A 26,005-nucleotide genomic window follows, 5' to 3' on the forward strand; every position below is an offset into this window, starting at 1 on the left:
TGTACACGCCCGAGGACCTGCAGCAGGTCCAGGACGAGTTCAACGGCCGCCCCCGGCAGACGCTACGCTGGCGCACGCCAACCGAAGCGTTCACCGAGCTTGTCGCATCGGCCGCCTGAAACCGCCCTGATCGAAGCGGTGTGACATTCGGCCACAGGATGAATCAGGCCGACGGCTTGGCGACGACCACCTCACGGCTGCCGTCCCATTCGACGAGCACGCCCGGGGTACGCATGTCGTGACCCTCGAACGTGATCTCGCCCTGTGCACCGTCGAATCCTTCGGCGGTGACCTGCTCGAGACCACGCTGGATGTCCTCGCGGGACGCACCGCCGGAGGCCTTGATCGCGCGCGCCAGCAGCCACGCGGCGTCGTACCCCTCGGCCGCGTAGTTCAGCGGGTCCTCGTTGTACTTCGCCCGATACGCCGCGACGAACTCCTGGGACGATGCCGCCGGCTGGTCGAGAGTGAAGTTGGCGGTCCAGAACATGCCGGCGCCGTCAGCCCCCGCCGGGACGAGGTTCTTCGCGCCTGCACCGGTCTGGCCGAGCACCGGTCCCGTGTATCCGGCCTGGCGCAACTGCCGCATGGCCGTGGCGTTCTGGGCGCCGGTGAGGAGCATCGCCACGGCGTCGGGCCGTTCCCCGGCGATCTTCGTCGCCGAGGACGCGAAGTCCTGGGTGGTGTTCTGCACGGACGTGGTCGAGACGATCTGGTAGCCGTGCTCCGTCTGCCCCTCGGGAAGGTTCTTCTCCGCCATCTCCGCGAGGGCCGGGTTGGCCGCGTTGAACAACACGCTGACCCGCTCGACGCCGAGGTCCTCGAGATGAGCCAGGGAGGTGTCGATGTGCGTGGTCTGCGGCGGGGTCGCCCGGAAGGTGTAGTCGCCGCCGAGCACACCGTCGCTGGCGGACTGCGTGTAGACGGTCGGCAGCTTCGCCCGGTCGACGAGCGGCGAGATCGCGATCGCCTGGGCACTGGAGATGCCGCCGAGCAGGGCGCTGACCGACCGGTCCGCGGTCGCTTCGGTCGCCTGGCTCACAGCGGTCTGCGTGTCGCTGGCCGCATCGCGGCTCTCGAGCACGAGCTTCGACTCACCGAGGAAGCCACTGCTGTTGACCTGTTCGACGGCGAGCTCGATACCCCGGAACTGGGGCAGGCCGCCGAAGGCGGTCAGACCGGTCTTGTCGGTCACGGACACGATCTTGATCTCGCCGGGCATCTCGCCGGACCCCACGGTTCCGCCGCCGCCCGAGCCGCACGCGGTGGTCAGGGCGAGCCCGGCGACACCGGCCAACGCGGCGACGGCAATGCGCTTGTTCTTCATTCTCTTCCGCTCTCGGTTCAGTTGTCGGTTCCGGTGAGCGCGGCTTCACCGAGGAAGGCCAGCACCACGGACGAGTGGTTCCGCGCCTCGTCGACCGGTCCGGAGTACACGGATTCGCCGCGGTTGACGACGACGACGTCGTCCGCGATCTTCATGCCGGCCTCGGCGTTCTGTTCGACCATGAGGACGCCGATGCCACGGTCGGCGATGCTGCGCACGCTGGCCATGACCCGGTCGACCACGGCGGGGGCCAGACCCATCGACGGCTCGTCCATGAGGATGTACCCGGGCTGCGACATGAGGCTGCGGCCGAAGGCGAGCATCTGCTGCTCGCCGCCGCTGAGCAGGCCGGCGGGGCCGGACTGCCGCTCCTCGAGGATGGGGAACATCTCGAACACGGTCCGCATCGATTCCTCGCGGGCCTTCTTCGACGCCACCAGGCCCCCGATCTTGAGGTTCTCGTGGACGGTGAGCGAGCCGAACACCTTGCGGCCCTCGGGAACCAGCGAGATGCCCCGCTTGAGGATCTTGTGGGCGGGCCATCCCTTGATCGACTCGCCGTCCAGAAGCACGTCCCCGGAACTGGGCGTGGTCAGCCCCGCGACGGTGCGGAGGGTGGTGGTCTTGCCGGCGCCGTTGGCGCCGAGGACGAGCGTCACCCGGCCCGGCCGCGCGGTGACGGACACCCCGCGCACGGCACTGACCTTGCCGTAATCGACGTGCAGATCACGAATCTCGATCATCGTTGTCCTGCTTTCCGAGATAGGCCTCGCGCACCGCCGGATCACGCACCACGTCGGCGGGGGAACCGGAGGCGATGAGCTGTCCGGAGTTCATGGCGAAGAGGTGATCGCAGACGTCCACCATCATCTGCACGTCGTGTTCGACGATCAGCTGGGTGAGTCCTTCCGAGCGCAGGTCGGACATCAGCCCGCCGATCTCCTCGCGTTCGAAGCGGTTCATGCCGGCGGTGGGTTCGTCGAGCAGCAGCAGCTTCGGGGACATCACGATGGCGCGGGCGATCTCCACCCGGCGCTGCAGGCCGTACGAGAGCTGGCCGGGGCGCAGCTTCTCCTTGCCGTCGAGCCCGGTGCGTTCGAGGGCGGTGCGCACGGCCGCCTCGGCGGCGTCGCGTTCGGTGCTGTCGACCCGTCGCCACCACCGTCGCGGTCCCGCGATCAGGTCGTGCCCGAGTTCGACGTTCTCGTGCACGGTGAGATCGTCGAGGAGACGGACGGTCTGGAAGGTGCGCCCGATGCCGAGCCGCGCCACCTGCTCGGGTTGGACGCCGGAGAAGTCCCGCCCCTCGAAGTGCATCGATCCGCGGGTCAGGGGCGTGAGCCGGGTGACGGCGCCGAGCAGGGTGCTCTTGCCCGACCCGTTGGGTCCGAGGATGCCGGAGATCAGGCCGCGCTCGAGGCCCAGGGTGATGCCGTCGACGGCCTTGATGCCGCCGAAGTGGACCGCGAGATCCTCGATGCGTAGCACCTGATCCGGAACCCGGCCGGGAACGCCCTCCTGGGGAGCGACTTCGGTGGTCATCGCGTTTCTCCTGTCGAGGCGGAGTGGGCACCGGTGCCCGCGAGTTCGGCGCCGAGTTCTGCGGCGGCCTCGTCGTCGGCCGCGTCGGCGAGACGTTCCGCGGCAGCCGCGTCCTCGAGGGCCGCGCTGTCGCGACGGGCGAGGCGGCGACGGTACAGGTCGGTGACGACGCCGGTGATGCCGCCGGGCATGAAGATCGCGGCGATGGCGACGATGATGCCGTAGACGATGCTCTGGTAGGTGCCCACCTGCTCCAGCATCACCGGAAGCCACGTGAAGATGAGGGCGCCGATGAGCACACCGAGCCAGGACCGGGAGCCACCGACGATGATGATCGTCAGCGCGAGCACGATCAGCGGGAAGCCGATGTTCTCCGGGGCGATGGCCGTCATCATCAGGATGTTCAGGGCGCCTCCGAGCGCGCCGAGCACACCGCTGATCACGAAGGACATCCGGCGGTAGCGGGCGACGTTGATGCCCATGGCCGAGGCGAGTTCCGGGTCTTCGCGGACCGCCTCGATGCGCCGGCCCATGCGGCCACGCTCGCTGAGGATCATCGCCGCGACGACGGCGGCACAGACGACGGCCAGGTGCGGGACGGAGATCTCCGGGGTGGTGAGAACGCCGAACAGGCCGACCGAGCCGCCGGTGAGCTCGCCGCCGTTGTGGGCGACGACGGTGACGATCATGACGAACGCGACGGTGGCCATGGCCAGGTACAGGCCGGCGAGGCGCTGCAGGATCAGCGAGATCAGGTATCCGATGACCGCGCAGATCACGACGATGGCGGCGGTCGCGGAGATTGCGTCGAATCCATAGTGCAGCACGAAGATTGCGGCGCCGTAGCTGCCCATACCGTAGAAGGCGGCGCCGGCGAAGGAGAACACTCCCATCCGGAACTGGATCTGGATGCTCAGGGCGAGCAGCAGCACCGTGAACGTGCTCTGGATGAGGACGATGTTGGAGAAGTAGAAGTCGCTCATACCCGTCGCACCTCCTTCCTTCCGAAGATGCCCTGCGGCCGCAGCAGCAGAACCACGAGGATGAGGCCGAAGCCGACTGCGTCGACCCAGCCGCCGCCGGTGTAGCGGAGCACCAGGACCTCGGAGAACGCGAGCACCATCGCACCGAGCGCGGCGCCGCCGGTGCTGCCCACGCCGCCGAGGATGATGATGGCGAACGCCTTGATGAGGAGGGTCTCACCGCTCTCGGCGGTGATGGCGCCGAGGTTGTACGTGAGCAGGGCACCGGCGAGGCCGGCGAGGCCGCCCGACACCGCCATCGTCAGCAGCGACAGCTGGCGCCGCTTGACGCCCATCAGTTCGGCGGTCTCCGAGTCCACGCCGATGGCCCGCAGGGCGAGCCCGTGGCTGGTGTTCTTGAGCCAGAAGGAGATCGCCAGCGTGAGGATCAGCGCGCAGCCGAGCACGATCAGGCCCGTGCTCGTCAGTCGCAGGTCGCCGACGGTGTAGACCGACGTCTCGTACGAGCTGCCCACGAAGCCGAACGGCTCGCTCAGCGTGCGGAACTGCACGACGGCGACCGGGATGGTGCCGATTCCGATGCCGCCGATGAGGATCTGCAGTTCGGCGGTCCGCTGGTTCTTGGCCCGTCGCAGGATCGGCTGGAACGCGAAGACGTCGATGGCCGCCGAGAGCGCCGCCCCGACCACGACGGAGATCAGGCAGACCGTGACGAGCCCGAGACCGACGTTGGACACGATCTGGGAGGCCACGAACGCGGAGAACATGAAGATCCCGCCGTGGGCGAAGTTGAGGATGTCGATCGTTCCCCAGGAGATGCTCATTCCCAGGCAGAAGAGCAGGTAGATGGAGCCGAGCACGAGCGCGTCGATCACCAGCTGTGACATGACGCCTGCCTTCCTCCGGCCGGGATGCCCCGGCGGCGGTGCGATGTTCTTCCGGTCATTCGTCGAACTCCTTGGTGCACAGGTGCGGAGCGATCCGCACTACTTCGCCGATTCCTGGTCGTCGATCAGCACTTCTTCCGTGCCGTTCCATTCCACGAGCACGCCGTTGACGCGCATGTCGTTGCCTTCGAAGCGCACCGGGCCGAGCGCGCCGTCGAAGCCCTCGGCCACGACCTGCTCGAGGCCGCGCTGCAGGTCGTCGCGGGACGCACCGCCGGCGTTCTTGGCAGCGTGGGCGAGCATCCAGGTCGCGTCGTAGCCCTCGGCCGCGTAGTTGAGCGGATTCTCCCCGTTGTACTCGGCGCGGTACGCCTCGACGAACCGCTGCGAGGACTCGTCCTTCTGGTGGAAGCTGAAGTCGGTGGCCCAGTACATGCCCGCGCCCGCGGCACCGGCGGGTGCGAGGTTGCCCGCGCCGGCGGCGGGGTTGCCCACCACGGTGCCGGTGTAGCCGGCCTGGCGCAGCTGCGACATGGCCGTGGAGTTGCCGGCGCCGACGAGCAGGACGATGACCGCGTCGGGCTTCTCACCGGCGATCTTCGTTGCGGTGGTGCCGAAGTCCTGCGTGGTGGCCTGGACGGAGGTGCTCGACAGGATCCGGTAGCCGTACTTCTCCTGGCCCTCGGGGATGGTCTTCTCACCGAGTCCGGCGAGGGTGACGTTGCCCGCGTTGTAGAGCACGCTCACGGTCTTCACACCCTGCTGCTGCAGCCGCTCGAGCGCCTTGACGAAGTAGGTCTCCATCGGAGCCGTCGCGCGGTAGGTGTAGTCGCCGATGACGACGCCCTCGCTGCCGGACTGGGTGAAGATCGTCGGCAGCCCGGCCCGTTCCACGAGCGGGGCGATCGCGACGGCATGGGCGCTGAGCACTGGTCCGAGCAGGGCGCTGACACTCTTGTCGGTCAGCGTCTCGGTGGCCTGGCTGACCGCGGTCTGCGTATCGCTCGCCGAATCACGCTTCTGCAGAACGATCTTCGAGTCACCCAGGTAATTCTGCTCGTTGATCTCCTGGATCGCGAGTTCGATGCCCTTGAGCTGGCTGTTGCCGACGTACGCCGTGGTGCCGGTCTGGTCGGTCACGGAGACGACCTTGATCTCGGCCGGCAGGTCACCGTCGGCGACGGTGCCGTTTCCGCCGGAGCCGCAGGCGGCCGTGAACAGGACGCCGAACGCGCTCGCGGCTCCGAGCAGACGACGCCGGACTTTCCGGTCGACTCGAGACATGTGTGCACCTTCCGGTCGAATGATATGCATCATTAGTCGTGATGCCCGTCACAGTAGAGCCACGCCGACGAAATGTCCAGAGGTCGATCCGGATATGCGCAGGAATTATTTGCGGGCGGGGACGCGTACGGGGTCCACGGCGACGGCCGGTGTCCACCGACCCCGTCCCGCCCCCGCGACGGCCACACAGAAGAGGACAAAAATCGTTACCGCACCGGCGGATCCGTAGGAGTATCCCCACGCCGACGAGAAGGCGCCGGCCACCAGGATCATCACCGCCGCGAAGCCGTACGACGAACACGCGTACAGCGACGTGCTCCTCCCCTGCTCCACCGGCGTCATGCCGGCGGTGAGCAGGATGAGGCCCTGCGCGTATGCGAAGCCCTGCCCGATGCCCCACAGGAAGCTGCCGGCCAGTACCGGCCACAGCGTGCGGGCGACGAGGCCGGCGGCGACGAACACGCCACCACCGGCGAGCAGGAGCAGACACAGCTGGGGCCCCGGGAAACGGCCTGCGGCCCGGGCGAGGTAGGGGCCCGACCAGGCCGTGACGAGCAGGATGATGGCGGCGAGGACGCCGACCACCAGCAGCTCGGACCCGATCCCGTCGCGCAACGCCGACGGCAGCACGCCGACGGCGATGCCGCCGACCGTCCACCCGGCCGCACCCAATCCGTAGGCGGGCAACCTGTTCCGGTCGAACGCGGCGCCCGCGCCGGCCGGAACGGGTCCCGCCGGGCGCGGGGGCTCGGCGTGCCGGAGCGCGGAGAGCCGGCGCCTGTTCCCCCACAGCGCGGCGGCGAGCAGCAGTCCCGAGAGCACGAGGGAGACGGCGTGCAGCCGATAGATGAGAACGGTGGGCTCCGGCAGCAATTGGGCGACGGTGGCCGCGGCGATCAGGCCGAGGAACGAGCCCGCGATCGCGCCGGTCGCCGCAAGGGTGCGGCCCGCGTCGCCGCGCGCCGCCACGGCGAGCGTGGCGGCGGATCCGGTGGCGAGCCCGACACACGTTCCGGTCAGGGCACGGCCGACGAAGAGCAGCCAGACGGTGTCGGCACCGGACCACAGGGCGACGTCGCCGAGGACCCCGACGACGAGCGCACCCGGCAGGACGGCCCACGCGAACCGTCCGAGCGCGGTCCTGCTCACGACCAGGAACATCGACACCAGGGCGACGAAGTACGTCACGAACAGGGCGGCCAGCACGAACGGGGACAGGCCCAGATGGTCCTCGTACAACGGCAGGATCGGGCCCGGAATGTTGGACCCGACGACGGCGAACGTGAATGCGGCCGCCACCGCGGCGCCCAGGAGCACCGGTCCCCGGCCGGGTCGCGGAGCCCGGACCGCGATCATGCCCGTACGGGCAGACTCTTCACGAGCGGTGGGTCGTAGTCGGTCTTTCCGATCTTGGAAGCGCCGCCCGGTGAGCCGATCTCGGCGAAGAAGTCGGCGTTGATCTGCGTGTACCCGGCGCGATCCTCGGGGACGTCGTCCTCGAAGAAGATCGCCTCCACGGGGCAGACGGGTTCGCAGGCGCCGCAGTCGACGCATTCCTCCGGGTTGATGTACATCATCCGGCCGCCCTCGTAGATGCAGTCCACCGGACACTCCTCGATGCACGCCTTGTCGAGGACGTCGACACAGGGCTCGGTGATGGTGTAGGTCACTGCGCACTCCTCCGATTCGATGACCGCGTGATTTAGGTCATAATCATATTCATTGATTGTCGGGTGTCAATGGGTGTCCGCTCCGAGTGCCTCGACGACCGGCCGGCGACGCACCACCGCGACCTCGGCACCGCAGACGCAGGCCAGGAAGAACCCGCAGAAGGCGTAAGTCGCCGGGCGCAAGCCGATTCCGTCCGCCAGGAATCCCAGCCCGAGGATCCCCGACCCGACGGTGGCGTATCCGGCGAGCCACACCATGGACACCACTTCGGCGGTCCGCCCCTCCGGCGCATACCCGCGCGCGAGGGTGAGCCCGGCGAGCTGTGCCAGGCTCTGACCCAGGCCTGCCGCGATCGCGGCCACGACGATGACGGGCACCGAGGCGGCGCCGACGGCGACGGCGATGAGCACCGCGGCCAGCGCGGAAACCGAGAGCCCGACCACCGCGACCCGGTAGATGCTCATCCGGCGGACGAGGAACTGCGCCCCGGCCCCGGCCCCGAAGACCACGAACGACACCGCGCCGGCCAGGGTTCGCGTGTCGTTGCCGAGCAGGTCGGCGATCAACGCCGGGCCGAGGGAGATGAACAGCCCCGCCAGCGCGAAGGGGCTGCCGGCCACAGCCAGGGACAGCAGCACGGTTCCCGCGATCTCGCGCGGGATGCTCGGCAGCTGCACCCAGCGACCGCCCACCCCGGCCGGACGACCGCCGACGGCGGTCAGCGGTATCGCGGCCGCCGCCAGCGGAACGATCAGCACCAGGAAGACCAGCCGTGTGGGCGCCGGCGCGACGTCGGCCAGCACCCCGGAGAGCAGCGGCCCCACGGCCGACCCGGCGACGGGTGCCGCGCTCGCGTACAGCGCGGCACGCGCTCCGCGGCCGGGGCCGAACGCGTCGGCGATCGCCGCCGACCCCGCCGCGCCGAACGCCCCGGATGCGAGGCCGATGAAGAACCGCCCCGCCTCCAGCCACAGGGGCGTGCGGGCCGTCGCGAACACGAGGCAGGCCACGATCGCGAGACCCAGGGCGGGCAGCAGGACGGCCCGACGTCCGAATCGGTCCGAAGCGCGGCCACCGAACACCAGCGCCACGACCGACCCGACTATGTAACTGACGAAGATCAGGCTGACCGTGCTGGGTGGAAAACCCATCTCGCGCTGCCAGACCACATACAGCGGAGCCGGGGCATTGCTCGCCGCGAACACGAGGAACACCGACAGTGCGATCCACGACGGCCGAGCCACCCGGCGCCTTTCCAGAACCTCGACCGACACCCGGCCTCCCTATTGATATGAATGATTAGCCCCTATAGAGAGTGGCACATTCCCGGCGCCCGTGGAGCGAATTGCCGGCCCGTACGATGGCGGACTCCCGAGAGAAAGGTGCCGACCGTGGACCCTGAGGCCGATCCGTCCACGCCACTCGAGTCCTTCGGGTCGGCGGTCCGCGCCGGATGGCACGCCGTCTCCGCGGTGAGCGAGCCCGCGCCGCCCCTGCTCGTCGCCCTCACCGCCACCGTCGCGCTGGTGCTGGTGACGGTGCGCCCGCTGTGGCTGGTGACCCGGCATGTGATCACCCAGGCACACGAGGGCTCGCACGCGCTCGTCGCACGGCTCGTGGGCCGGCAGCTGGCGGGCATCCGCCTGCACAGCGACACCTCGGGCGTGACCGTGTCCTCCGGCAACCCACGCGGGCCGGGCATGATCGCCACCGCGTTCGCCGGGTACACCGGCCCGGCCGTGCTCGGGTTCGTGGCCGCGACCCTGCTCACCGTCGACCGGCCCGCGGCGGTGCTGTGGTCCGTGCTGGCCGCGCTCGCCCTGCTGATCCTGTTGATCCGCAACTTCTTCGGATTCGTCTCGGTGCTGGCGGCCGGCGCGGTGATCGGGACCGCCGCCTACTACGGCGACGAGCTGGTGCGCTACACCGTCGCGTACCTGACCACCTGGGTGCTGCTGTTCGGCGCCACCCGGCCGGTGCTCGAACTGGCGCGCACCCACCGGCGCGGCCGCGGGCAGGGCTCCGACGCGGATCAGCTGCGGTGGCTCACCCGGGTGCCGACGGCGGTATGGATCGTGGCGTTCGCGGTCGTCACGCTCGGTACCGCGGCGTACGGCACCGCACGCATCGTCGCGACGCAGGTGCCCTGATCACGGCTCGAGCGCGATCGCCACGGCCCGCACCGGGGCGCCGTCCGCGTCCCGCAGCCGCAGCGGAAGAAGACTGATCAGCGGATCGGGAAAGTCCACGAGTTCGAGGTTGCACAGGTTCTCGCACACGATGCCGCCGGCCTCGGCGACGAGGCGATGCGCTGGATAGTCACTGCCGAGGGCGGAATCGATGCTCGGGGCGTCGAGGCCGATGGTGCGCACGCCCCGCCCGAGCAGCCACCGGCACGCGTCCTCCGACAGATAGGGGTGCTCGAAGTAGGCATCGGTGCCGTAGTGCTCGGCCCACCCGGTATGCAGGAGGACGATGTCGCCGGGGCCCGGGTCCGGTCCGCCGGCCACTCCGTCGACGACGTGCCGCCGCGTCACCGCGGTGCGCGGCGGCAGGCCCCGCACGTCCAGGACGATCCCGCGACCCACGAAATGTTCGAGCGTCACCCGGTCGATCGGCGCGGCCCCGGCGCGCATGTGCAGCGGGGCGTCGACGTGCGTTCCGGTCTGCGAGCCGATCTCCACCCGCAGCAGGTTGTACCCGTCGCGCTCGAGCGTCGCGTGCGGCGTCAGCACCGGCACGGGATCGCCCGGGTAGACCTGGGTGTCGCCGGAGACGGTGCGGCTCAGGTCGACGATCCGGCGCACGCGCATGCGCCGATGCTAACGGGTGACCCGCGATCCGCGGGGTCACGCAGCGCCGCCGCGCGGGGCTCACTCAGCGCGCCGGCGCTGCCGTGAGGTGATGCCGGTCGGCGCGGTCGATCGTCGCGGCCGCGACGAGTACGCCGACCACCACGCCGACGAGGGTGTCGGCGATCCGGCTCAGCGCGATCTCCGGCCCGACGGACGCCCCGAGACCGGTGAGGAGCAGCGCCATCGCGGTCACCGCGACGGAGGTCGCTGCGTAGTTCTTCATCACGTACAGTTCCGCCACCGTCTGCAGGACGACGATGGCCAGCGCGTACGGCCAGTAGTCGAGGGACAGCGCGAGCAGCGCGGCGGCGAGCACCGCGCCTGCGACGTTGCCGAGCAACCGCTGGATCGCGCGCTGCACGGTGTTCCGGTAGTTGGCCCCCTGCAACGCGGCCATCGCGCCCATCGTCGCCCACAGCGGGTGCTGCAGACCGGCGGCCTCGGCGAACCAGCCCGCGATCAGCGCGGCGAGCAGCACCCGGCCCGCGCCGACGAGAAGCGCGCGATCGCGCAACCGGGCGAATCCCTCTCGCGCGAACCCGGCGGGCCGCGCGAGGACCGGCGCCCCAGCCGCATCGACGCGAGGAATCGCGATGTCGCGCCGCACCTTTCGCAGCTCGGCCTCGAACAGGGCGAATTCGGCGACGCGATCGGCCGCGACGCCGGATGCGGCCCCGTCGACGACCGTCTCGGCCGCGTCGAGCAGCGCGAGCAGTTCGTGGGTGTGCCGGTCGGTCCGGCTGAATCCGAGCGCGAGAACCTCGTGGGCGCGGGCGATCGCCGCCCGGGCGCCCGGCACGGCCCGTTCGCCGTCGCGTTCGATCGCCGCGACCGCCGCCAGGGCCCGGGCCACGGCGAGCCGGGCGGGACCGTGCGGGTGATGCAGCGCGGGCAGCATCGCGACGGCCCAGCCGACGAGCGCGCCGAGGGCCGTCGCGACGACCACGTCGCGCACGTCTACGGCGGTGCGTGCGAATCCGGCGGCACCGGCCGCGGCGAAGATGAGGATCACCGGGCCAGGGCCGGACAGCCGGAAGGCGCCGAGGATCCAGAAGGCGATCGCGGCCGCGACGGAGAGCACCGCGATCTGCGTCCACATGGCCGCACCGGTGGTCCCCACGGCGGCACCGAGTGCGGCGTACCCGACCACCCCGAGGCCGACCACCGCGATCTTGCCGGCCTGCTGCGAGTAGGGCTCGTGCCGGCCGAACGCCGAGGCGAGTGCACCGAGGGCGGCGAAGCCGGCCGGATGCGGCAGATCCAGCAGCCCTCCCGCGACGAGGACTACGAGAACTGCCGCCCCGACGCGCAGCGCCGGAGCGCGCGTGGCGTCCGCACTGCGGAACTCGAGCGACTCGCGCCACGCCGTCGGCGAGAGGGAGTGCGCGAGGGCGATCCGCGAGTGACGGAGGCGGCTGCGGTCCGGGACAGAGGTAGCGAGGGGCACTCCCCCAGTGTAGATACTTCACGTATAAATTAAATATAAATCGATTGTGAGACTCATCGCTAGAATGGGCCCATGACGGACGCCACCCAGCCCGAGGACTTCGTCGACCGCGTGCGGGTCGGCTGGGCCGAGACGTACCCCGACATCGACACGCGACCCATCGACGTCGTCGGCCGCATCACGCGGATCAGCTCCCTGGTGCTCGCCCAACTGGACCGCGAACTCGTCCCCAGCGGCGTCACGCGCCCCGAATTCGAGGTGCTGTGCGCCCTCGCCCGCAGCGAATCACCGCTGCGCGCCAGCGAAGTCACCTCCGTCACCGGACTGAGCGGCGCTTCCACCACCAAGCACGCGGACCGCCTCGTCGGGCTCGGCCTCGTCGAACGTCAGCGCTTCGAGCGGGACGGTCGCGTGGTCCTGCTCGCACTCACCGATGCGGGGCGAGCCGTGGTCGACACCGAGTTCCCGCGCCGCCTCACCCGGGAACGCCACCTGCTCGACGGATTCACCGACGGCGAACTCGACACCCTCACCGCTCTGCTGCGGCGCCTCACCCGCGAGGTCGAGGCGCAGACCCGGCCCTGATCCGGGACGTCAGGGCAGCTCGATCGTCTCTGCGCGTTCGATCTCGCCCAGCGCGCGGCGCAGGTAGAGCTCGGGACCCGCCCGGCGGGCCGCGAGCAGATCCGCGAGCACGACCAGCCCCGCCCGCAGGTACTCGTCGGGGCGAGCCTTCGGCGCGTCGGGATCGGACACCCCGAGCGTGCCGGTGAGCACCGCGACCAGCGTGTCCGGCTGCAGCGACGGCAGCCACGTCGACGCCGTGCGCGCGCTGCGCTCCAGCACCGCCTGCACGTCCTCGCCGGTCAGCCCGTCCGGATGCAACTCCTCGAGCAGTTCCCGCATCATCGTCGCGTGTACCCCGGCGACCTGCTCGTACGGCAACGCGGCGAGCTCGGCCACCGCGTCCTCCCACGCCGGCACCGACTGCGCCCGGGCCGCGGCGAGCGCGGTCGCGGTGTGATCCGCAACGTCGCGTGCGATCTCCGGCCACTGCGTTGGCCACACGATGTCCTCCTGGGGTTGTCGACGTGTCGGCGCCAGCCTGCCAGCCGGCACCGACATCCGTGTCACACCCGGCGTTGCAGCTCGAGCGCGTCCCACGGCGCGTAGCCCTTGATGTCGTTGTCGAAGTACACGTACACGTCGCGCCCCTCGGAGCGCCAACCGCGGATCCGGGCCGCCCACTCGTCCAGCGCCTCGGGGGTGTAGCCGCTGGCGTACAGCTCGGTATCGCCGTGCAACCGCACGTAGACGAAATCGGTGGTGGCCTCGGTGAGGAACGGGAAGCGGCCCGCGGTGTCCGCGACGACGAGGGCGACGTCGAGCCGGCGGAGCAGGGCGGCCGCCTCCTCGTCGGCGAAGCTGGGGTGGCGCACCTCGAGCGCGTACCGGATCGGCCGGTCCGCGTCGATCTCGGTCCACACCCGGTCCTCGCGCACCTTGTCCGTGTGCCGCGCCGCGAGCGCCGCGGCCTCGCGCGTCGACGCGGGCAGGCTCGTGAGAAATGCGCCGAGGCGCTCCGGCTCGAATGCCAGAGTGGGGGGCAGTTGCCACAGCACCGGTCCGAGCTTGGGACCGAGGGCGAGCACACCGGAGGCGAAGAAGTTGGCGAGGGCGTCGTCCACGTCGACGAGACGCTTCATGTGGGTGACGAACCGTCCGCCCTTGACGGCGAAGACGAACCCGTCCGGCGTCTCGTCGCGCCACCGCAGGAAGCTCGACGGCCGCTGCAGCGCGTAGAAGGTGCCGTTGATCTCGATGGAGCCGAACCGCTCCGCGGCGTACTCGAGTTCGCGGCGCTGCGGCAGGCCGGACGGATAGAAGTCGCCACGCCACGGGGCGTACCGCCAGCCGGAGATCCCGATCCGCACCTGAGCCACCGCTACACGGTAACGCTCGTCACGACTGGGAATCGGATCGTCATTCGGCGGGCGCCGGGCGCGGCACGGGCCTACGCTGTGCCCGAACTACGAGACCGCATCCTAGGAGTGGCCGTGTCCGAGAGAGCTTTCACCGCAAACGATCAGTTCAGTCCCCTGTTCAAACAGATGTGGTGGTTGGTGCTGATCCGCGGCATCCTCGCCGTGTTGTTCGGCGTGGTCGCCCTGGTGTGGCCCGGGATCACCGTCTGGGCCCTGGTGGTGGTGTTCGGCATCTATGCCATCGTCGACGGCGTGGTGCTCGTCTACCACTCGATTCGTGACCGGGCCCGCCTCGACGGCTGGGGCTGGTGGCTCGCGATGGGCCTGGTCTCCATCGCCGCCGGCATCGTCGCCCTCGTCTGGCCGGCGGCCACCGCGCTCGTGGTGCTGTACATCATCGCGTTCTATGCGATCCTCTTCGGCGTCACCGGCATCATCGGTGCGCTGAGCTTCCGGAAGGTACCGAACTCCGGGTGGGGATGGTCACTGTTCGCCGGGATCCTCGCCGTCCTGCTCGGCGTCGTGCTGCTGATCTTCCCGGGCAGCGGCATCATCAGCCTGATCTGGTTGCTCGGCATCTACGCGATCCTCTTCGGCGTGCTGTTGATCGTCCTTTCCTTCCAGATCCGCAAGGTGGCCAAGGCGGCCGGGCTCGTGTGAGCCCGGCCGCCCGGGGCCGGCTCAGGCGACGTCCTTGAGCCGGCCCCACGCGTGCCAGCGGTCGATGTCGATCCAGGCACTCACCCGCGGCCGGTTGCGCACCCCATACGGCTTGCCGGTGTAGTGCCGCGCGATCCGGTCGATGTCGGTCAGTTCCGGGTCGTCGGCGAACTCGGTGACCCGGCCCTGGATGCTCACGTGCGTCACCCAGTCCGTCGGGTCCATGGCGCTGAGACTGACCCGGGGATCGCGCCGCAGGTGCCCGAGGCGGGTGCGACCGGCGTCCATGTTGACCAGGATGCGGCCGTTCTCGAACAGATACCAGGTGGGCACCGACACCGGATGTCCGTCGGCGCGCAACGTGCTGATCGTGGCGTAATTCGGCTGGGCCAGCATCTCGGCGACGGCCTGCGGCAGCGGGGCTTCGGGCACGGCGTGGTCCTTTCCTCGGCGGACGGTGGCGGATGTTCGATCACGAACCTACGCCGGTTCCGGCGGAAACCATCCCGCGACAGGGCCTCCGGGCCGACGATGGGAGGGTCCACGAGCCCGACCATGGAATGGTCCGACAGCCGAGGAGCTGAGAACATGCCGAAGTACCTGTGGCAGGTCACCTACACCCCGGAGGGCGCGCAGGGGCTGCTCTCCGAGGGTGGTTCCGTCCGTAGTTCCGCCATCACCGAGATGGTCGAGAGCGTGGGCGGCAGCGTCGAGTCCGTGCACTTCGCACTCGGCGGGCACGACCTCTACGTCATCGGGGAGGTGCCCGACGACCTCGCCGCGGCCACGCTCGAGTTCCGCACCCGGGCGTCCGGCATCGCGCGTTCCGTGCCGATCCGGCTGCTCACCCCGCAGGAGATGGACGACGCGGTGCATCGCAACGCCGCGTACCGGACGCCCGGGCACTGAGCGGGCCGCTCCCCACCCCGGCACCGAGCGGGCCGCTCCCCCCGAGCACCGAGCGGGCCGCTCCCCCGAGCACCGAGCGGGCCTCTCCCCCGAGCACCGAGCGGGCCGTTCCCCGGGCACCGGCGACGAACTCGAGGCGCAGGTCTCCGGGTACTTCGCCGATCGCCCCGCCCGGCTCGGGGTGCCGTCGTTCCGGTCAGGCGACCGGGGTTGCGGCCACCGATCGGGCCGGAAGCAGTCCTGCCCGGCCGTGCGCGACGAACTCGGCCTCGTAGCGGTCCCGCGCGTCCTCGCCGAACGGAACGTACTCGCTGGTTCGTCCCACCCGGACCAGGACCGGATCGTCGGTGCGCCACGCCGCGGACCGCAACGGCGCCTTGTTCACCTTGTTGCTGCCTGTCAACGGGATTCGCTCGACGATCCGCACGAACCGCGGCCACCACTTGTCGCCCATGTCCGGTTGCGCGGCGAGGAACGAACCGAACTGTCGCCCGTCCAGGTGCGCGCCGGGCGACAGTTCGAGTACACACATGACCTGGTCGCCGGTGACCGGATCGGGCACCGCGAAGACCGGGGCGGACAGGACCGCCGGATGACGCTGCAGAATCCGTTCGATCGGTGCCGCGGAGAAGTTCTCGCTGTCGACCCGTAGCCAGTCGGAGGAGCGGCCGGCGAAGTAGAAGTACCCGTCGGCATCCCGGTATCCGAGATCCCCGGACCAGAAGTCGTCGCCCCGGACGCGGTCCGCCATCGCCCCCGGGTTCTTGTAGTAGCCCTCGAACATGCCGGCAGCCCCCACCGCGACGATCTGCCCCACCGCCTCGGGGTTCGTCAGCCGGCCGGTGGCGTCGAACCGGGCGCGTGGGCATTCGTGTCCGGTCGCCTCGTCCAGGATCCGGACGTCGGCGTCGCCGGCGGGCAGGCCCAGCGAGCCCGGCGGAGTCCCGGGCGTGCGGTTGATCCGGAACACTCCCTCACTGAGGCCGTAACCCTCGATCACCGTGCAGCCGAATCGCTCGGCGAAACGCGCGACGTCGGCCTCGGAGGCCTCGGTGCCGAACGCCAGTTCCAGTGTGCCCGTCCGGTCCCGGGGATCCTCGGGCCGGCTCAGCACGTAGGACAGGGCCCGGCCGACGTAGTTGACGAACGTCGCGCCGTACCGGTGGATGTCGTCCCCGAAACGCGAGGCGGAGAACTTGCGGACCATCGCCACCGTGGCCCCCACGCGCATCGCCGTGCCCAGGTTGAGCATGAGCGCATTGCCGTGGAACAAGGGCATGCACAGGTAGGCGACCGAGTCCCGGCGCATCTGTGTCCGGTCGACGAGAACGTCGATCAGCCGGCCGAGTCGCCCCTGGCCGACGACGACCGCCTTGGGCGCCCCGGTGGATCCCGAACTGAACAGCAGAAGGGCAAGTTGCTCAGGCGACGGTGTCGCGGCGGGCGGCTCCACGCCGCGGAACGGTGCGAGCAGTTCGGCGTAGGAGTCCGAGTCGACGTTCAGGATCCGCTCTTCCGCAAGGCCGTGCTCCTCACCGTGGACCAGGTGCGCGAGCCGGTTCTCGGTGAGGAGGAGGTCGACGTCCGCGTGGGCGATGTCGTGAGCGATCTCGGGCCCGCCGCGGCTGGCGTTGATTCCGACTACGACGGCGCCGGCGAGCGCCCCGGCTCCTATCCAGAACACGAAATCGGGCACGTTGTCCAGCAGGACCCCGACGTGGCGTTGCCGACCGGCCGGGGCGGTCACGATCGACTCGAGAGCGGCTGCTCTACAGGCGCTTTCGGACACCACCTCGTCCCAGGTCCAGTCTCTCCCCTCGAAACGCAGTCCGACTTTCGGGTCGCCTCGCCGCGCGAGCAGCACGTCCGTGAATGTCTCCACCGTCCACCTCCGCTGTGTGCAGCATGCGGCGCCTGCCGTCCGGTTCGACGCACCGCCGGGAACCGTCCGGTGCGGAATCGTCGCCGCGGCTGCAACGCCTCGATTCTGTACGAGCGCATCACATCAGAGCAGTCACAGCAGACACGGCCCGTTCCCGCCTGACGGGAGCGCACCGCATTCCGCATAGCGCACCAAGCAAATGCTAGGTAAAGTGCACCGAAGGAGGCCAGACATTGACAGTGACGCGTAGTGACTCGATTCCGACGTCGGACATGCCGCGCGAGCAACGCCCCAGCGTGGCGGAACGGTTCACCCAGATCCTCGACGTGTTCGCATCCGGTCCCGACCGGATGTTCCTCGAGGAGATCACGGCCGCCACCGGATTGCCACGCTCGACCGCCTTCCGCCTGCTCACCCAGCTCGTCGACCTTCACTGGGTCGAACACGACTCCCGCGGATACGGCCCCGGCCTGCGGATGCAGACGATGGCCCGACCCCGGGACTACTCGCAGCTGCGCGCCGCAGCCGCGGGGATGCTCAACGACCTGCAGATCGGCACCGGCGGAGTCGCGCACCTGACGGTGCTCGAAGGCTCGTCCGTCTATTTCCTCGACCGGATCGGGGGCACGGCGAGCGCGGGCATCCCCTCCCAGGTCGCGGCCCGGCTGCCGGCCGAGAGTACCGTCAGCGGACGGGCGCTGCTCGCCGGTCTCGAGCCGGAGAAGGTCGACGCCCTCATGACGGCCGGACCGCACGTACGGTCCCGGGCCGACCTGTCGACACTGCACGACCGTCTGAACCGGGTGCGCCAGCGGCAGGGTCTCGCGTTCGTGCCCGGCCACGCGTGCCCCATGTCCATCAGCGCGGTCGCCGCACCGGTCGTCGGTCCCGACGGCGTCGTGGGTGCGATCTCGGTGGCGTGCCGCGGAACGGTCGAACTCGCCCACATCGCACCGATGGTCTGGGCCACCGCGCGCCGCACCTCGCGGTTGCTCACACCCGGCCGGCCCGGTTCCACCGCGCGGACCCGTCTGTCGCACCGAACGCACGTGGGTGTCGTGAACTAGAACGTGGCGGCGCGCCGGAGGTCGTCCGGCGCGCCGCGAATTCGAGCTGCCTGCACACCGTTCCGTCGACGGAACCGGTCATTCCTCGACGCGGACGAACACTCCCCGCGCCTCGACCGTGCACTCACCGCGGCATTCGATCCAACCCCCGGCGACGGTCTTCCGGCCCTCGATCTCGACGATCCGCGAATACAGATCCAGCGGCTCGTCGAGCGACGTGCGCCGCAGGTAGCGCAGGTCGAGCGACGCCGTCAGCGAACGACTGCCCCGTGCCTGCATGAGGATGCCGAGCATGCAGTCCAGCAGGTGAGCGCTGAACCCGCCGTGCACGCTGTCGGGCGGGCCCTCGTGCAGGGCGTTCGCGATCAGCCGGGCGCGCCTCGTCCGCGCCGAAGTGGATCTCGAGCGATCGCCCGGCCGGTGCCGCGGCTCGCGCCGGTGACGAGCTGCCCGGCGTTCGTCATGCGGGCGCCCCGATTCCTGGTGCGGATCCGAGGACGTCTCCCAGCTCGGCCGCGGTGGCGTCCGCACCGCCGAGGGTGAAGCACAATTGCCGTCCCCACAGGAAGTAGCGGTGGATCGGGTAGTCCACGTCCGCACCGATACCGCCGTGCAGGTGCTGCGTCGCGTGCACCACCCGCAGACCGCCGCGCGACGCCCACCATGTGGCGACGAGAACCGCGGATTCGGCCTCCTGCTCCCGTCCGGCGTCGAGCAGCCACGCCGCCCTCCGGGTGGTGAGCCGGATCGCCTCGGTGTCGAGGTAGGCGTCTGCGGCCCGCACCGCCACCGCCTGGTTGGTCGACAGCGGACGGTCGAATTGGATTCGCTGCGAGGTGTATTCGGCCGTCGTCTTCAGCGCCTGCCCGCACACGCCCAGCTGCACCGCGGCGAGCGCGAGCTGGATCCGGCGGCGCACCCAGGTGACCGTCTCCGCGCCGTCGCCCGGCAGGCGATCGGACGCGGGCACCACGACGTCGTCGAACCGGACGTGGGCGAGGCTGCCGCGGTCGGTTGCGGCGACCGGTTCCACCGTGACCCCGTCCGCCCCGGTCGGTATCACCGCGACGGCGAGCGACCCGTCGTCGCACCGGACCGGAACGATCGTCGCGGCGGCCACGGCTGCGGCGGGCACACCGGCGACAGTTCCACTGACGACCAGGTCGTCGCCCTTGCTCACCGCCGACAGCGAGGTGAGTTCACCGTAGGGCGCATCGAACGCCGCGACGACCGGTCGGGATCCGTCCACGATGCCGGGGACCAGGCGTTCGACCTGTTCGGCCGTGCCGAAACGGACGATCGCCGATGCGGCCGCCGTCACCGACCACAGCGGTACCGGCGCCACGTGCCGGCCCTGCTGTTCGAGCACCGTGATCAGGCCGAGCAGGCCCATCCCGGCGCCACCGGACTCCTCCGGCACCGCGATGCCGAGCAGACCGGCGTCGGCCAGGGCACTCCACAGCTTCGCGTCGAAGCCGCCCTCGTTCTTTTCCACCTCGACAACCCGATCGACCGGCGCGAGCTGCCGGAAGAGCTGGGACGCCAGGTCCTGCACACTCGTCAGGTCGTCGTCTAGTTCGAAATCCATGTCAGCTCCTCGTGCTGGTGGGGGCGTCGGTGCGGCGACGGGCGGCGAGCGTCATGCCGAGGCACTTGGCGGCGACGATCTCGCGCATCACTTCATTGGTGCCGCCGCCGAAGGTGTTGTTCTGGGCTCTGCGCGCCAGGGTTTCGACGCGCCCCTCGAGGACGGCACCGGGGCTGCCGGGCCGGAGCAGACCCCGCACGCCGAGGATCTCCTGCATCTTGCCGTAGGCGGTGACGACCGCCTCGGTGCCGAAGATCTTCGCCGCCGCGGAATCACCGCCGCCGAGGGTGTTCGCGGCGACGTCCGCGACGAGCCGGAGGTTGACGAGGTCGGCGGCGCTGAGCAGCGCGTACGTCTCCGCCAGATTGGCGCGCACCCAGGGCAGGTCGTAGACCGTCCCGGCGCCCAGGGGCTCGGACTGTGCCCAGGCCAGGACGGCGTCGTACAACTCGTTCGCGATGCCACCGCGGGCGGCGAGCGCCACCCGCTCGTGGTTGAGCTGGTTGGTGATCAGGCCCCAGCCCTGGTTCAGCTCGCCGACGACGTTGGTCAGCGGCACGCGGACGTCGTCGTAGTAGGTGGCGGAGGTGCTGATGCCACCGACGGTGTGGATCTCGGTCACCGAGAACCCGGCCGCCGACGTCGGTACCAGCACCACCGAGATGCCCTCGTGCCGCGGCGCGTCCGGATCGGTCCGGACGGCCAGCCAGATCCAGTCCGCGTAGACCCCGGCGCTGGTGAAGATCTTGTTGCCGTTGATGACCAGTTCGTCGCCCTCGATGCGGGCGCGGGTCTGCAACGAGGCGAGGTCGGTGCCCGCGTTCGGTTCGGTGTAGCCGATGGCGAAGATGAGTTCGCCCGCCAGGATCGGCGGTAGGAAGAAGTCCTTCTGCGCCTGGGTACCGTGCTTCATCAGCGCCGGCGCGACGGTGTTGAGGGTGACGAGCGACAGCGGTGCGCCGGCGCGGATCACCTCGTCGTAGAACACGTACAGGGCCTCGGGATCCTCTCCCCGGCCGCCGTATTCGGTGGGCCAGCCGAGACCGAGCCACCCGTCGCGGCCCATCCGCCGCAGGATGCGGTCGAACACGGGACCGCCCTCGGTCTGGTCGACGAGTGCGCGCCGGTCGTCGTCGTCGATGATCTCGGCGAAGTAGTTGCGCAGTTCGGTGCGGAGCCGACGTGAGTTGTCGGACAGTTCCGGGTGCATGGCCCCTCCAGGTTCGTGTGATGGATTCGGTGTCAGCGCGGCAGTCCCAGCACGCGACGGGCGATCACGTTGAGCTGGATCTCGATGGTGCCGCCGCCGAACAGCACCGCGGGCAGGCCGATGTGGTCGAGCATGTGGCCGTCGTCGTCGACGGCGCCGACCGGGCCGAGCAGCGAGACCAGCCCGCGCGAGCCGTCGCGTTGGGCGAGGGCGCTGAAGACCTTCTGGACGCTGATCTCCGCGCCGGCGTCGAGACCGGACAACCGTCGCAGCACGCTGCGCAGGTTCATCGCCGACAGGGCCATCTCGCGGCCGGTGTTGCGGCCGAGGACGCGCAGCGCGTCGTCGCGGCCGGCGGCGTAGCGGCCCGACTCGACGAGGTCGCGCACCCGCGCGGCCGCGCCGTGCGCGAGCTGTGCGCCCATGCTGAGCCGTTCGTTGGCGAGCGTGGTCACCGCGAGGCGCCAGCCCTGCCCCCGTTCGGAGACCAGACAGTCGTCGGGGACGAAGACGTCGTCGAAGAACACCTCATTGAACTCCGCGCGCCCGGTCGCCTGCCGCAGCGGCCGCACGTCGAGCCCGTCGCTGCGCATGTCGACGAGGAAGTACGAGATGCCCTCGTGCCTGGGCACATCGGGATCGGTTCGGGCCAGGCAGATACCCCAATCCGCCTCGTGCGCCATCGAATTCCACACCTTCTGTCCGGTGAGGATCCAGCCGCCGTCCACCTTGCGGGCCCGGGTGGACAACCCGGCCAGGTCCGAGCCGGCGCCCGGTTCGCTGAACAACTGGCACCAGACGATCTCGCCGCGCAGGGTGGGCGCGACGAAGCGGCGCTGCTGGTCCTCGCTGCCGTGCAGCAGCAGGGTGGGCAGGGCCCACTCGCCGATGACGGTGGTCGGCTGTTCGAGGCCGCGGCGCGCGAATTCGTCCGCGATCACGGCCTGCTCCTGCGGTCCGGCGGCCAGCCCGTACGGCCGGGGATAGTGCGGCGCGACGAGACCGGCCTCGGCGAGGCGGGCGCGACGTGCCCCGCCTCGCGCCGGAGCCCATCCGTCGCTGTGCACCGCGTCGTCCGGCAGTGCCCGTACCTCGTCGAGGACGGCGCCGACCTGCGCGCGCAGCTCGGGTAGCGCATCGGCCTCGACGAAGGAGAAGTCGCGCTCGTCCGACAGTGCGAGCTCACCGAGCCGGCGTGCCCAGACGTCCTCCGGGCCGGCGACGGAGGCGATCGACAGTGCCCGTCGCCAGTACAGGTGCGCGTCGTGTTCCCAGGTGAAGCCGAGACCGCCGAGCAGGGTGACGCATTCGAGCGCCACGTCGACGGCCGCCGGCACTGCCGTCAGTCCTGCCTGCGCCGCCGCGAGCCGCTGCTGCTCCCGGCCCTGCTGCACCGACCGGGCCGCGTCCCACGCTGCGGCACAGGCGATCTCGCTACGCACCAGCATCATCGCAGCCTTGTGCTGCACGGCCTGGAAGCTGCCCACCGGGCGGCCGAACTGGTGCCGGTTGCGGACGTGGTCCACGGCGGTGTCCAGCGCCCACGCCGCAAGCCCGGCCGCCTCGGCGCCGAGCACGGTGTTGACGATCAGCTGCACGTCGTCGTCGTCGATCGCCGGGAGCAGGTGCTCGGGCGTGATCGCCGCTCCGGACAGTCGCAGTCGTCCCACCGAGCGGGTGGGGTCCACGCCGTCGGCGAGCTCGACCTCTCCGGCCGCGGGCGGGAGCCGGAACCACACGGGCGCGCCGTCGGCGGTGGCGCGCACGATCACCTCGTCGGCGCCGGGCAACCCGAGCACCGGCTCGGAGACACCGGTGACCGTCCATCCCCGCCCCGACGTGATCGCGACGAGACCGGGGGTGGTGACGGCGGCACCGGTCGCTCCGTCGGCGAACCGCCGCAGCAACTCCGCCGCGGTGCCCTCGGCCGGGAGGGTGGCGGTCAGCGCGCCGGCCACGACGGTGGGCACCCATGGCCCGGGTACCAGGGCGCGGCCGAGCTGCTCGGCCACGACCGCGAGTTCCGGCAGTCCCGCCCCACCGCCGCCGTGCTCCTCGGGCAGGTGCAGGGCGTGCAGGCCCTGCGCGATGCACGCATCCCAGATCTCGGGCCGCTTGCCCGCCGCCAGGTCGGCGAACGCGGCGCGGGTGCGTTCGATCGGGGCATGGCGACGGGCGAGGCCCGCGACGGAGTCGGCAAGGTCGCGATGGTCGGCGTCGAGTGCAATGGCCATGACTTACATCCGTTCCAGAATCATGCACGTGGTGGCAGCCGACGCGCAGATGGCGATCATCGCGACCTGCCGGTCCCGGCGTTCGAGTTCGTCGATCGCGGTGGCCAGCAGCCGGATTCCGGTGGCGCCGGCCGGGTGACCGAGGGCGATGGCACCGCCGCCGACGTTGAGCACGTCCGGGTCGACCTTGTGCACCTGGGCGAACGACATCGGCACGGCCGCGAAGGCTTCGTTGACCTCGAACAGGTCCACGTCGGCGACCGTCATCCCGGTGCGGTCGAACAGCACCTGCGCCGCGGCCACCGGGCCGTCGAGCATGAACTCGGTGTCGCCGCCGATGACGCACTGCGCGAGCAGCCGGGCCCGCGGCGCCGCACCGAGTTCACGTGCCCTGTCCTCGGACATCAGGACCGCGGCGCTCGCCCCGTCGGACACCTGCGACGAGGTGCCGGCGGTATGGAGACCGCCCTCGATCGTGGCACGCAACCGCGCGAGCGCCTCCATGCCGGTCTCGCGCAGTCCCTGGTCCCGGGTGACCGTGGTGTCGCCGTCGTCGCTCGGGACGGCGACGGGGATGATCTGCCGGTCGAACCACCCGGCGTCCCAGGCGTCGCGCGCCCGCTGCTGCGACCGCAGGCCGAACGCGTCGAGGTCCTCGCGGGAGAAGCCGCGGTGCCGGGCGATGCGATCGGCCGCCGTGTACTGGTCGGGGGTGTCCACCGACCACGACGCCGGCCGCGGGGTGCCGGCGCCGGTGCCGACCTTGTAGGTGAGCGGGACCCGCGACATCAGTTCGACGCCGCACGCCAGGCCGACCTCGAGGGTGCCGAGCGCGATCTGCCCGGCGACGAGATGCACCGCCTGCAGCGCGGTGCCGCACTGGGCGTCGATGGTGGTGGTCCCGGTGTGGGACGGCAGGCCGGCGTGCATCCACGCGGTGCGGGTGATGTTGCCGAACTGCTCCCCGATCGGGGTGACACACCCGCCGACGGCCTGCTCGACGAGGGTGGCATCGAGGTCGAGCCGGTCGAGCACGCCGCGTTGCGCGAGACCGAGCAGCTCGGCGGCGTGCAGACCGGAGATCCAGCCGTCGCGCTTGCCGAAGGGGGTGCGTGCGGCGTCGACGATCACGGGCTTCATGCGGGCACCTGCACCCGGGTCCACTGCCGATTGTCGAGCCCGCGGACCTCGCGCCCGAATTCGTCGACGAGGCCGAGGCTGTCGCAGATGCGGCCGGTGAAACGAGACGGCACGGCGGTCACCTCCACTTCGCGGCGAAGGCGTGGATCGCGTCGGTCACGCGGGTGACCTCCTCGTCGGACAGCCCGTGGCTCATGCCGAGCGTCATGCCGCGCTCGAACACCGCATCGGCCTCGGGCAGGCCTTCGTCCGGCACGCGGTGCTCGACGCCCGCCATCATCGGGTGGCGGGTGATGTTGCCGCTCCACACGGTTCGCGTGTCGATGCCCTGCGCGTCGACGAATTCCTGCAGGTCGCTACGGGAGAACGGGGCGTCGGCGGTGACCGTGACGGGATAGCACAACCAGGCAGTGTCGAGTTCGTCGGTCTCCACCGGCGTGCTGAAGAACTCGGGGTAGGCGCCGTACGCGGCGGTGAACTCCGCGAAGGTCTTGCGGCGCCGCTCGTAGTTCTGCGCGAGCTTGTTCAGCTGCACGACACCGTAGGCGGCGCCGAGTTCGGACGGCTCGAAGTTCCACGGCAGCAGGTCGAAGATGAAGTCGTTGTCGTAGTCGACCCCGTCCAGATCCTCCCGGAAGACGCGTCCACGTCCGTTGCCGAACAGGTTCGGCTCGGATCGACGTCCCCACCGGCGCAGCAGGAGTGCGCGATCGCGGGTCTGCTCGTCGTCCATCATGACCATGCCGCCGGTGCCGGCACACGTGATGATGTGGGCCATGGAGAAGCTGGTGACGGTCAGGTCGGCGCGCGCGCCGGTGGGCGTGCCGCGCAGCCGGGCGCCGAGGGTGTCGCAGGTGTCCTCGATCACCTTCAGGTCGTGCCGGTCGGCGACGGCCCGGATCGCGTCCCAGTCCGGGCAGTTGCCGGCGAGGTTCGGGATGAGCACGGCGCGGGTCCGGTCGGTGACCATCGCCTCGATCCTGGTGACGTCGACGTTGAACGTGTTCGGTTCGACGTCGACGAAGACCGGTATCAGGCCGGCGCGCACGAGGGGCGCGACGTCGGTGGAGAAGGTCAGCGGCGAGGTGATGACTTCGCTGCCCTTCGGCAGATCGAGCAGCTCGACCGCGAGGTACAGGCCGGAGGATCCGGAGTTGCACATCACGCCGTACTGTTTCCCGGACAGCTCGGGGATGCGGCGTTCGAGCTCGAGGACGTTCTTGCCGATGCGCAGCCCCTGATGGCCGCTGCGCAGGACGTCGACCACCGCTCGGATTTCGTCCTCGCCGTGGGTGGCGCGGGCATAGGTGATGCGTTCGGTCATGTCGGGACTT

Annotated in this window: 26 protein-coding genes and 1 pseudogene; 6 read left to right on the forward strand and 21 right to left on the reverse strand. The window is 70.3% G+C overall.

From position 1 onward, the window contains the following. Positions 1-119: pseudogene (locus G6039_RS31375) on the forward strand (IS30 family transposase); the annotation flags it as partial. Between the two features lie 44 nt (positions 120-163). On the opposite strand, the gene G6039_RS04495 reads toward G6039_RS31375, so the two are convergent. The 9 genes from G6039_RS04495 to G6039_RS04535 form a co-directional block, all read right to left on the reverse strand. Then, entirely contained in the window at positions 164-1,327 is a 1,164-nt protein-coding gene (locus tag G6039_RS04495; protein ID WP_043803183.1) for an ABC transporter substrate-binding protein, read from the reverse strand. Between the two features lie 17 nt (positions 1,328-1,344). Continuing rightward, complete coding sequence (locus G6039_RS04500; protein WP_006941656.1) at positions 1,345-2,070, reverse strand: ABC transporter ATP-binding protein; 726 nt, start codon at positions 2,068-2,070, stop codon at positions 1,345-1,347. Next, the gene (locus G6039_RS04505) at positions 2,054-2,869 is read right to left on the reverse strand and encodes an ABC transporter ATP-binding protein (RefSeq protein ID WP_029546564.1); all 816 of its coding nucleotides are present in this window, start codon (positions 2,867-2,869) and stop codon (positions 2,054-2,056) included. Before G6039_RS04505 ends, G6039_RS04500 begins: the two co-directional genes overlap by 17 nt. Then, complete coding sequence (locus G6039_RS04510; RefSeq protein WP_043803180.1) at positions 2,866-3,852, reverse strand: branched-chain amino acid ABC transporter permease; 987 nt, start codon at positions 3,850-3,852, stop codon at positions 2,866-2,868. The genes G6039_RS04505 and G6039_RS04510 overlap by 4 nt, the downstream gene beginning before the upstream one ends. Further along, complete coding sequence (locus G6039_RS04515; RefSeq protein WP_006941660.1) at positions 3,849-4,739, reverse strand: branched-chain amino acid ABC transporter permease; 891 nt, start codon at positions 4,737-4,739, stop codon at positions 3,849-3,851. The genes G6039_RS04510 and G6039_RS04515 overlap by 4 nt, the downstream gene beginning before the upstream one ends. Positions 4,740-4,838: 99 nt before the next feature. After that, positions 4,839-6,023, reverse strand: a complete 1,185-nt coding sequence (locus G6039_RS04520; protein WP_043803178.1) for an ABC transporter substrate-binding protein — start codon at positions 6,021-6,023, stop codon at positions 4,839-4,841. 105 nt (positions 6,024-6,128) lie between these two features. Further along, positions 6,129-7,379, reverse strand: a complete 1,251-nt coding sequence (locus tag G6039_RS04525; protein WP_043803175.1) for an MFS transporter — start codon at positions 7,377-7,379, stop codon at positions 6,129-6,131. Beyond that, positions 7,376-7,693 carry a ferredoxin gene (gene fdxA, locus G6039_RS04530; RefSeq protein WP_029546568.1) on the reverse strand — a complete coding sequence of 106 codons (318 nt, stop codon included), beginning with the start codon at positions 7,691-7,693 and terminating at the stop codon, positions 7,376-7,378. Before fdxA ends, G6039_RS04525 begins: the two co-directional genes overlap by 4 nt. Before the next feature lie 66 nt (positions 7,694-7,759). Beyond that, complete coding sequence (locus G6039_RS04535; RefSeq protein WP_235194130.1) at positions 7,760-8,968, reverse strand: MFS transporter; 1,209 nt, start codon at positions 8,966-8,968, stop codon at positions 7,760-7,762. A gap of 117 nt (positions 8,969-9,085) precedes the next feature. On the opposite strand from G6039_RS04535, the gene G6039_RS04540 reads away from it, so the two are divergent. Further along, positions 9,086-9,844, forward strand: a complete 759-nt coding sequence (locus tag G6039_RS04540) for a M50 family metallopeptidase (protein ID WP_043803186.1) — start codon at positions 9,086-9,088, stop codon at positions 9,842-9,844. Here G6039_RS04540 and G6039_RS04545 read toward each other — a convergent pair whose 3' ends face one another. Then, the gene (locus G6039_RS04545; protein WP_043803167.1) at positions 9,845-10,507 is read right to left on the reverse strand and encodes a cyclase family protein; all 663 of its coding nucleotides are present in this window, start codon (positions 10,505-10,507) and stop codon (positions 9,845-9,847) included. 64 nt (positions 10,508-10,571) lie between these two features. After that, a complete protein-coding gene (locus tag G6039_RS04550; protein WP_029546572.1) occupies positions 10,572-11,996 on the reverse strand; it encodes an FUSC family protein in 1,425 nt (474 codons plus the stop codon). Between the two features lie 72 nt (positions 11,997-12,068). Between G6039_RS04550 and G6039_RS04555 the strand changes: the two genes are divergently transcribed. Beyond that, a complete protein-coding gene (locus tag G6039_RS04555; RefSeq protein ID WP_006941674.1) occupies positions 12,069-12,581 on the forward strand; it encodes a MarR family winged helix-turn-helix transcriptional regulator in 513 nt (170 codons plus the stop codon). Between the two features lie 9 nt (positions 12,582-12,590). Here G6039_RS04555 and G6039_RS04560 read toward each other — a convergent pair whose 3' ends face one another. Then, complete coding sequence (locus tag G6039_RS04560) at positions 12,591-13,064, reverse strand: hypothetical protein (protein WP_043803162.1); 474 nt, start codon at positions 13,062-13,064, stop codon at positions 12,591-12,593. A gap of 62 nt (positions 13,065-13,126) precedes the next feature. After that, on the reverse strand, positions 13,127-13,939 hold the full coding sequence (locus tag G6039_RS04565; protein ID WP_029546575.1) for a DUF72 domain-containing protein: 813 nt from the start codon (positions 13,937-13,939) through the stop codon (positions 13,127-13,129). Positions 13,940-14,047: 108 nt separating this feature from the next. Between G6039_RS04565 and G6039_RS04570 the strand changes: the two genes are divergently transcribed. Then, positions 14,048-14,641, forward strand: a complete 594-nt coding sequence (locus G6039_RS04570) for an HdeD family acid-resistance protein (RefSeq protein WP_037201226.1) — start codon at positions 14,048-14,050, stop codon at positions 14,639-14,641. A gap of 21 nt (positions 14,642-14,662) precedes the next feature. Here G6039_RS04570 and G6039_RS04575 read toward each other — a convergent pair whose 3' ends face one another. Next, positions 14,663-15,073 carry a PPOX class F420-dependent oxidoreductase gene (locus G6039_RS04575; RefSeq protein WP_006941679.1) on the reverse strand — a complete coding sequence of 137 codons (411 nt, stop codon included), beginning with the start codon at positions 15,071-15,073 and terminating at the stop codon, positions 14,663-14,665. A 156-nt stretch (positions 15,074-15,229) separates the two neighbouring features. Here G6039_RS04575 and G6039_RS04580 point away from each other — a divergent pair, with 156 nt between their 5' ends. Next, positions 15,230-15,550 (forward strand): GYD domain-containing protein, encoded by a 321-nt coding sequence (locus tag G6039_RS04580; protein ID WP_010594059.1) that lies wholly within the window; start codon positions 15,230-15,232, stop codon positions 15,548-15,550. Between the two features lie 196 nt (positions 15,551-15,746). On the opposite strand, the gene G6039_RS04585 is transcribed toward G6039_RS04580, so the two are convergent. Continuing rightward, positions 15,747-17,432 (reverse strand): AMP-binding protein, encoded by a 1,686-nt coding sequence (locus G6039_RS04585; protein ID WP_043803156.1) that lies wholly within the window; start codon positions 17,430-17,432, stop codon positions 15,747-15,749. 239 nt (positions 17,433-17,671) lie between these two features. Here G6039_RS04585 and G6039_RS04590 point away from each other — a divergent pair, with 239 nt between their 5' ends. Further along, complete coding sequence (locus G6039_RS04590) at positions 17,672-18,499, forward strand: IclR family transcriptional regulator (protein ID WP_231385969.1); 828 nt, start codon at positions 17,672-17,674, stop codon at positions 18,497-18,499. 78 nt (positions 18,500-18,577) lie between these two features. Here the strand turns inward: G6039_RS04590 and G6039_RS04595 are convergent, their stop codons facing one another. The 6 genes from G6039_RS04595 to G6039_RS04620 all read right to left on the reverse strand — a co-directional run bounded on the left by G6039_RS04595 (position 18,578) and on the right by G6039_RS04620 (position 25,995). After that, positions 18,578-18,793, reverse strand: coding sequence for a hypothetical protein (locus tag G6039_RS04595; RefSeq protein ID WP_235194129.1), 216 nt, complete (start codon positions 18,791-18,793; stop codon positions 18,578-18,580). A gap of 166 nt (positions 18,794-18,959) precedes the next feature. Beyond that, positions 18,960-20,087 carry an acyl-CoA dehydrogenase family protein gene (locus G6039_RS04600; RefSeq protein ID WP_029546579.1) on the reverse strand — a complete coding sequence of 376 codons (1,128 nt, stop codon included), beginning with the start codon at positions 20,085-20,087 and terminating at the stop codon, positions 18,960-18,962. A gap of 1 nt (position 20,088) precedes the next feature. After that, positions 20,089-21,297, reverse strand: coding sequence for an acyl-CoA dehydrogenase family protein (locus G6039_RS04605; protein WP_006941685.1), 1,209 nt, complete (start codon positions 21,295-21,297; stop codon positions 20,089-20,091). Between the two features lie 32 nt (positions 21,298-21,329). Further along, entirely contained in the window at positions 21,330-23,531 is a 2,202-nt protein-coding gene (locus tag G6039_RS04610; RefSeq protein ID WP_043803152.1) for an acyl-CoA dehydrogenase family protein, read from the reverse strand. Positions 23,532-23,534: 3 nt separating this feature from the next. Continuing rightward, positions 23,535-24,671, reverse strand: a complete 1,137-nt coding sequence (locus G6039_RS04615; RefSeq protein ID WP_029546581.1) for a steroid 3-ketoacyl-CoA thiolase — start codon at positions 24,669-24,671, stop codon at positions 23,535-23,537. A gap of 118 nt (positions 24,672-24,789) precedes the next feature. Continuing rightward, entirely contained in the window at positions 24,790-25,995 is a 1,206-nt protein-coding gene (locus G6039_RS04620; protein WP_006941691.1) for a DegT/DnrJ/EryC1/StrS family aminotransferase, read from the reverse strand. Positions 25,996-26,005 lie beyond the last annotated feature (10 nt).

Origin of the sequence: Rhodococcus aetherivorans (assembly GCF_011058165.1) — a bacterium.
Lineage (GTDB): Bacteria > Actinomycetota > Actinomycetes > Mycobacteriales > Mycobacteriaceae > Rhodococcus > Rhodococcus aetherivorans.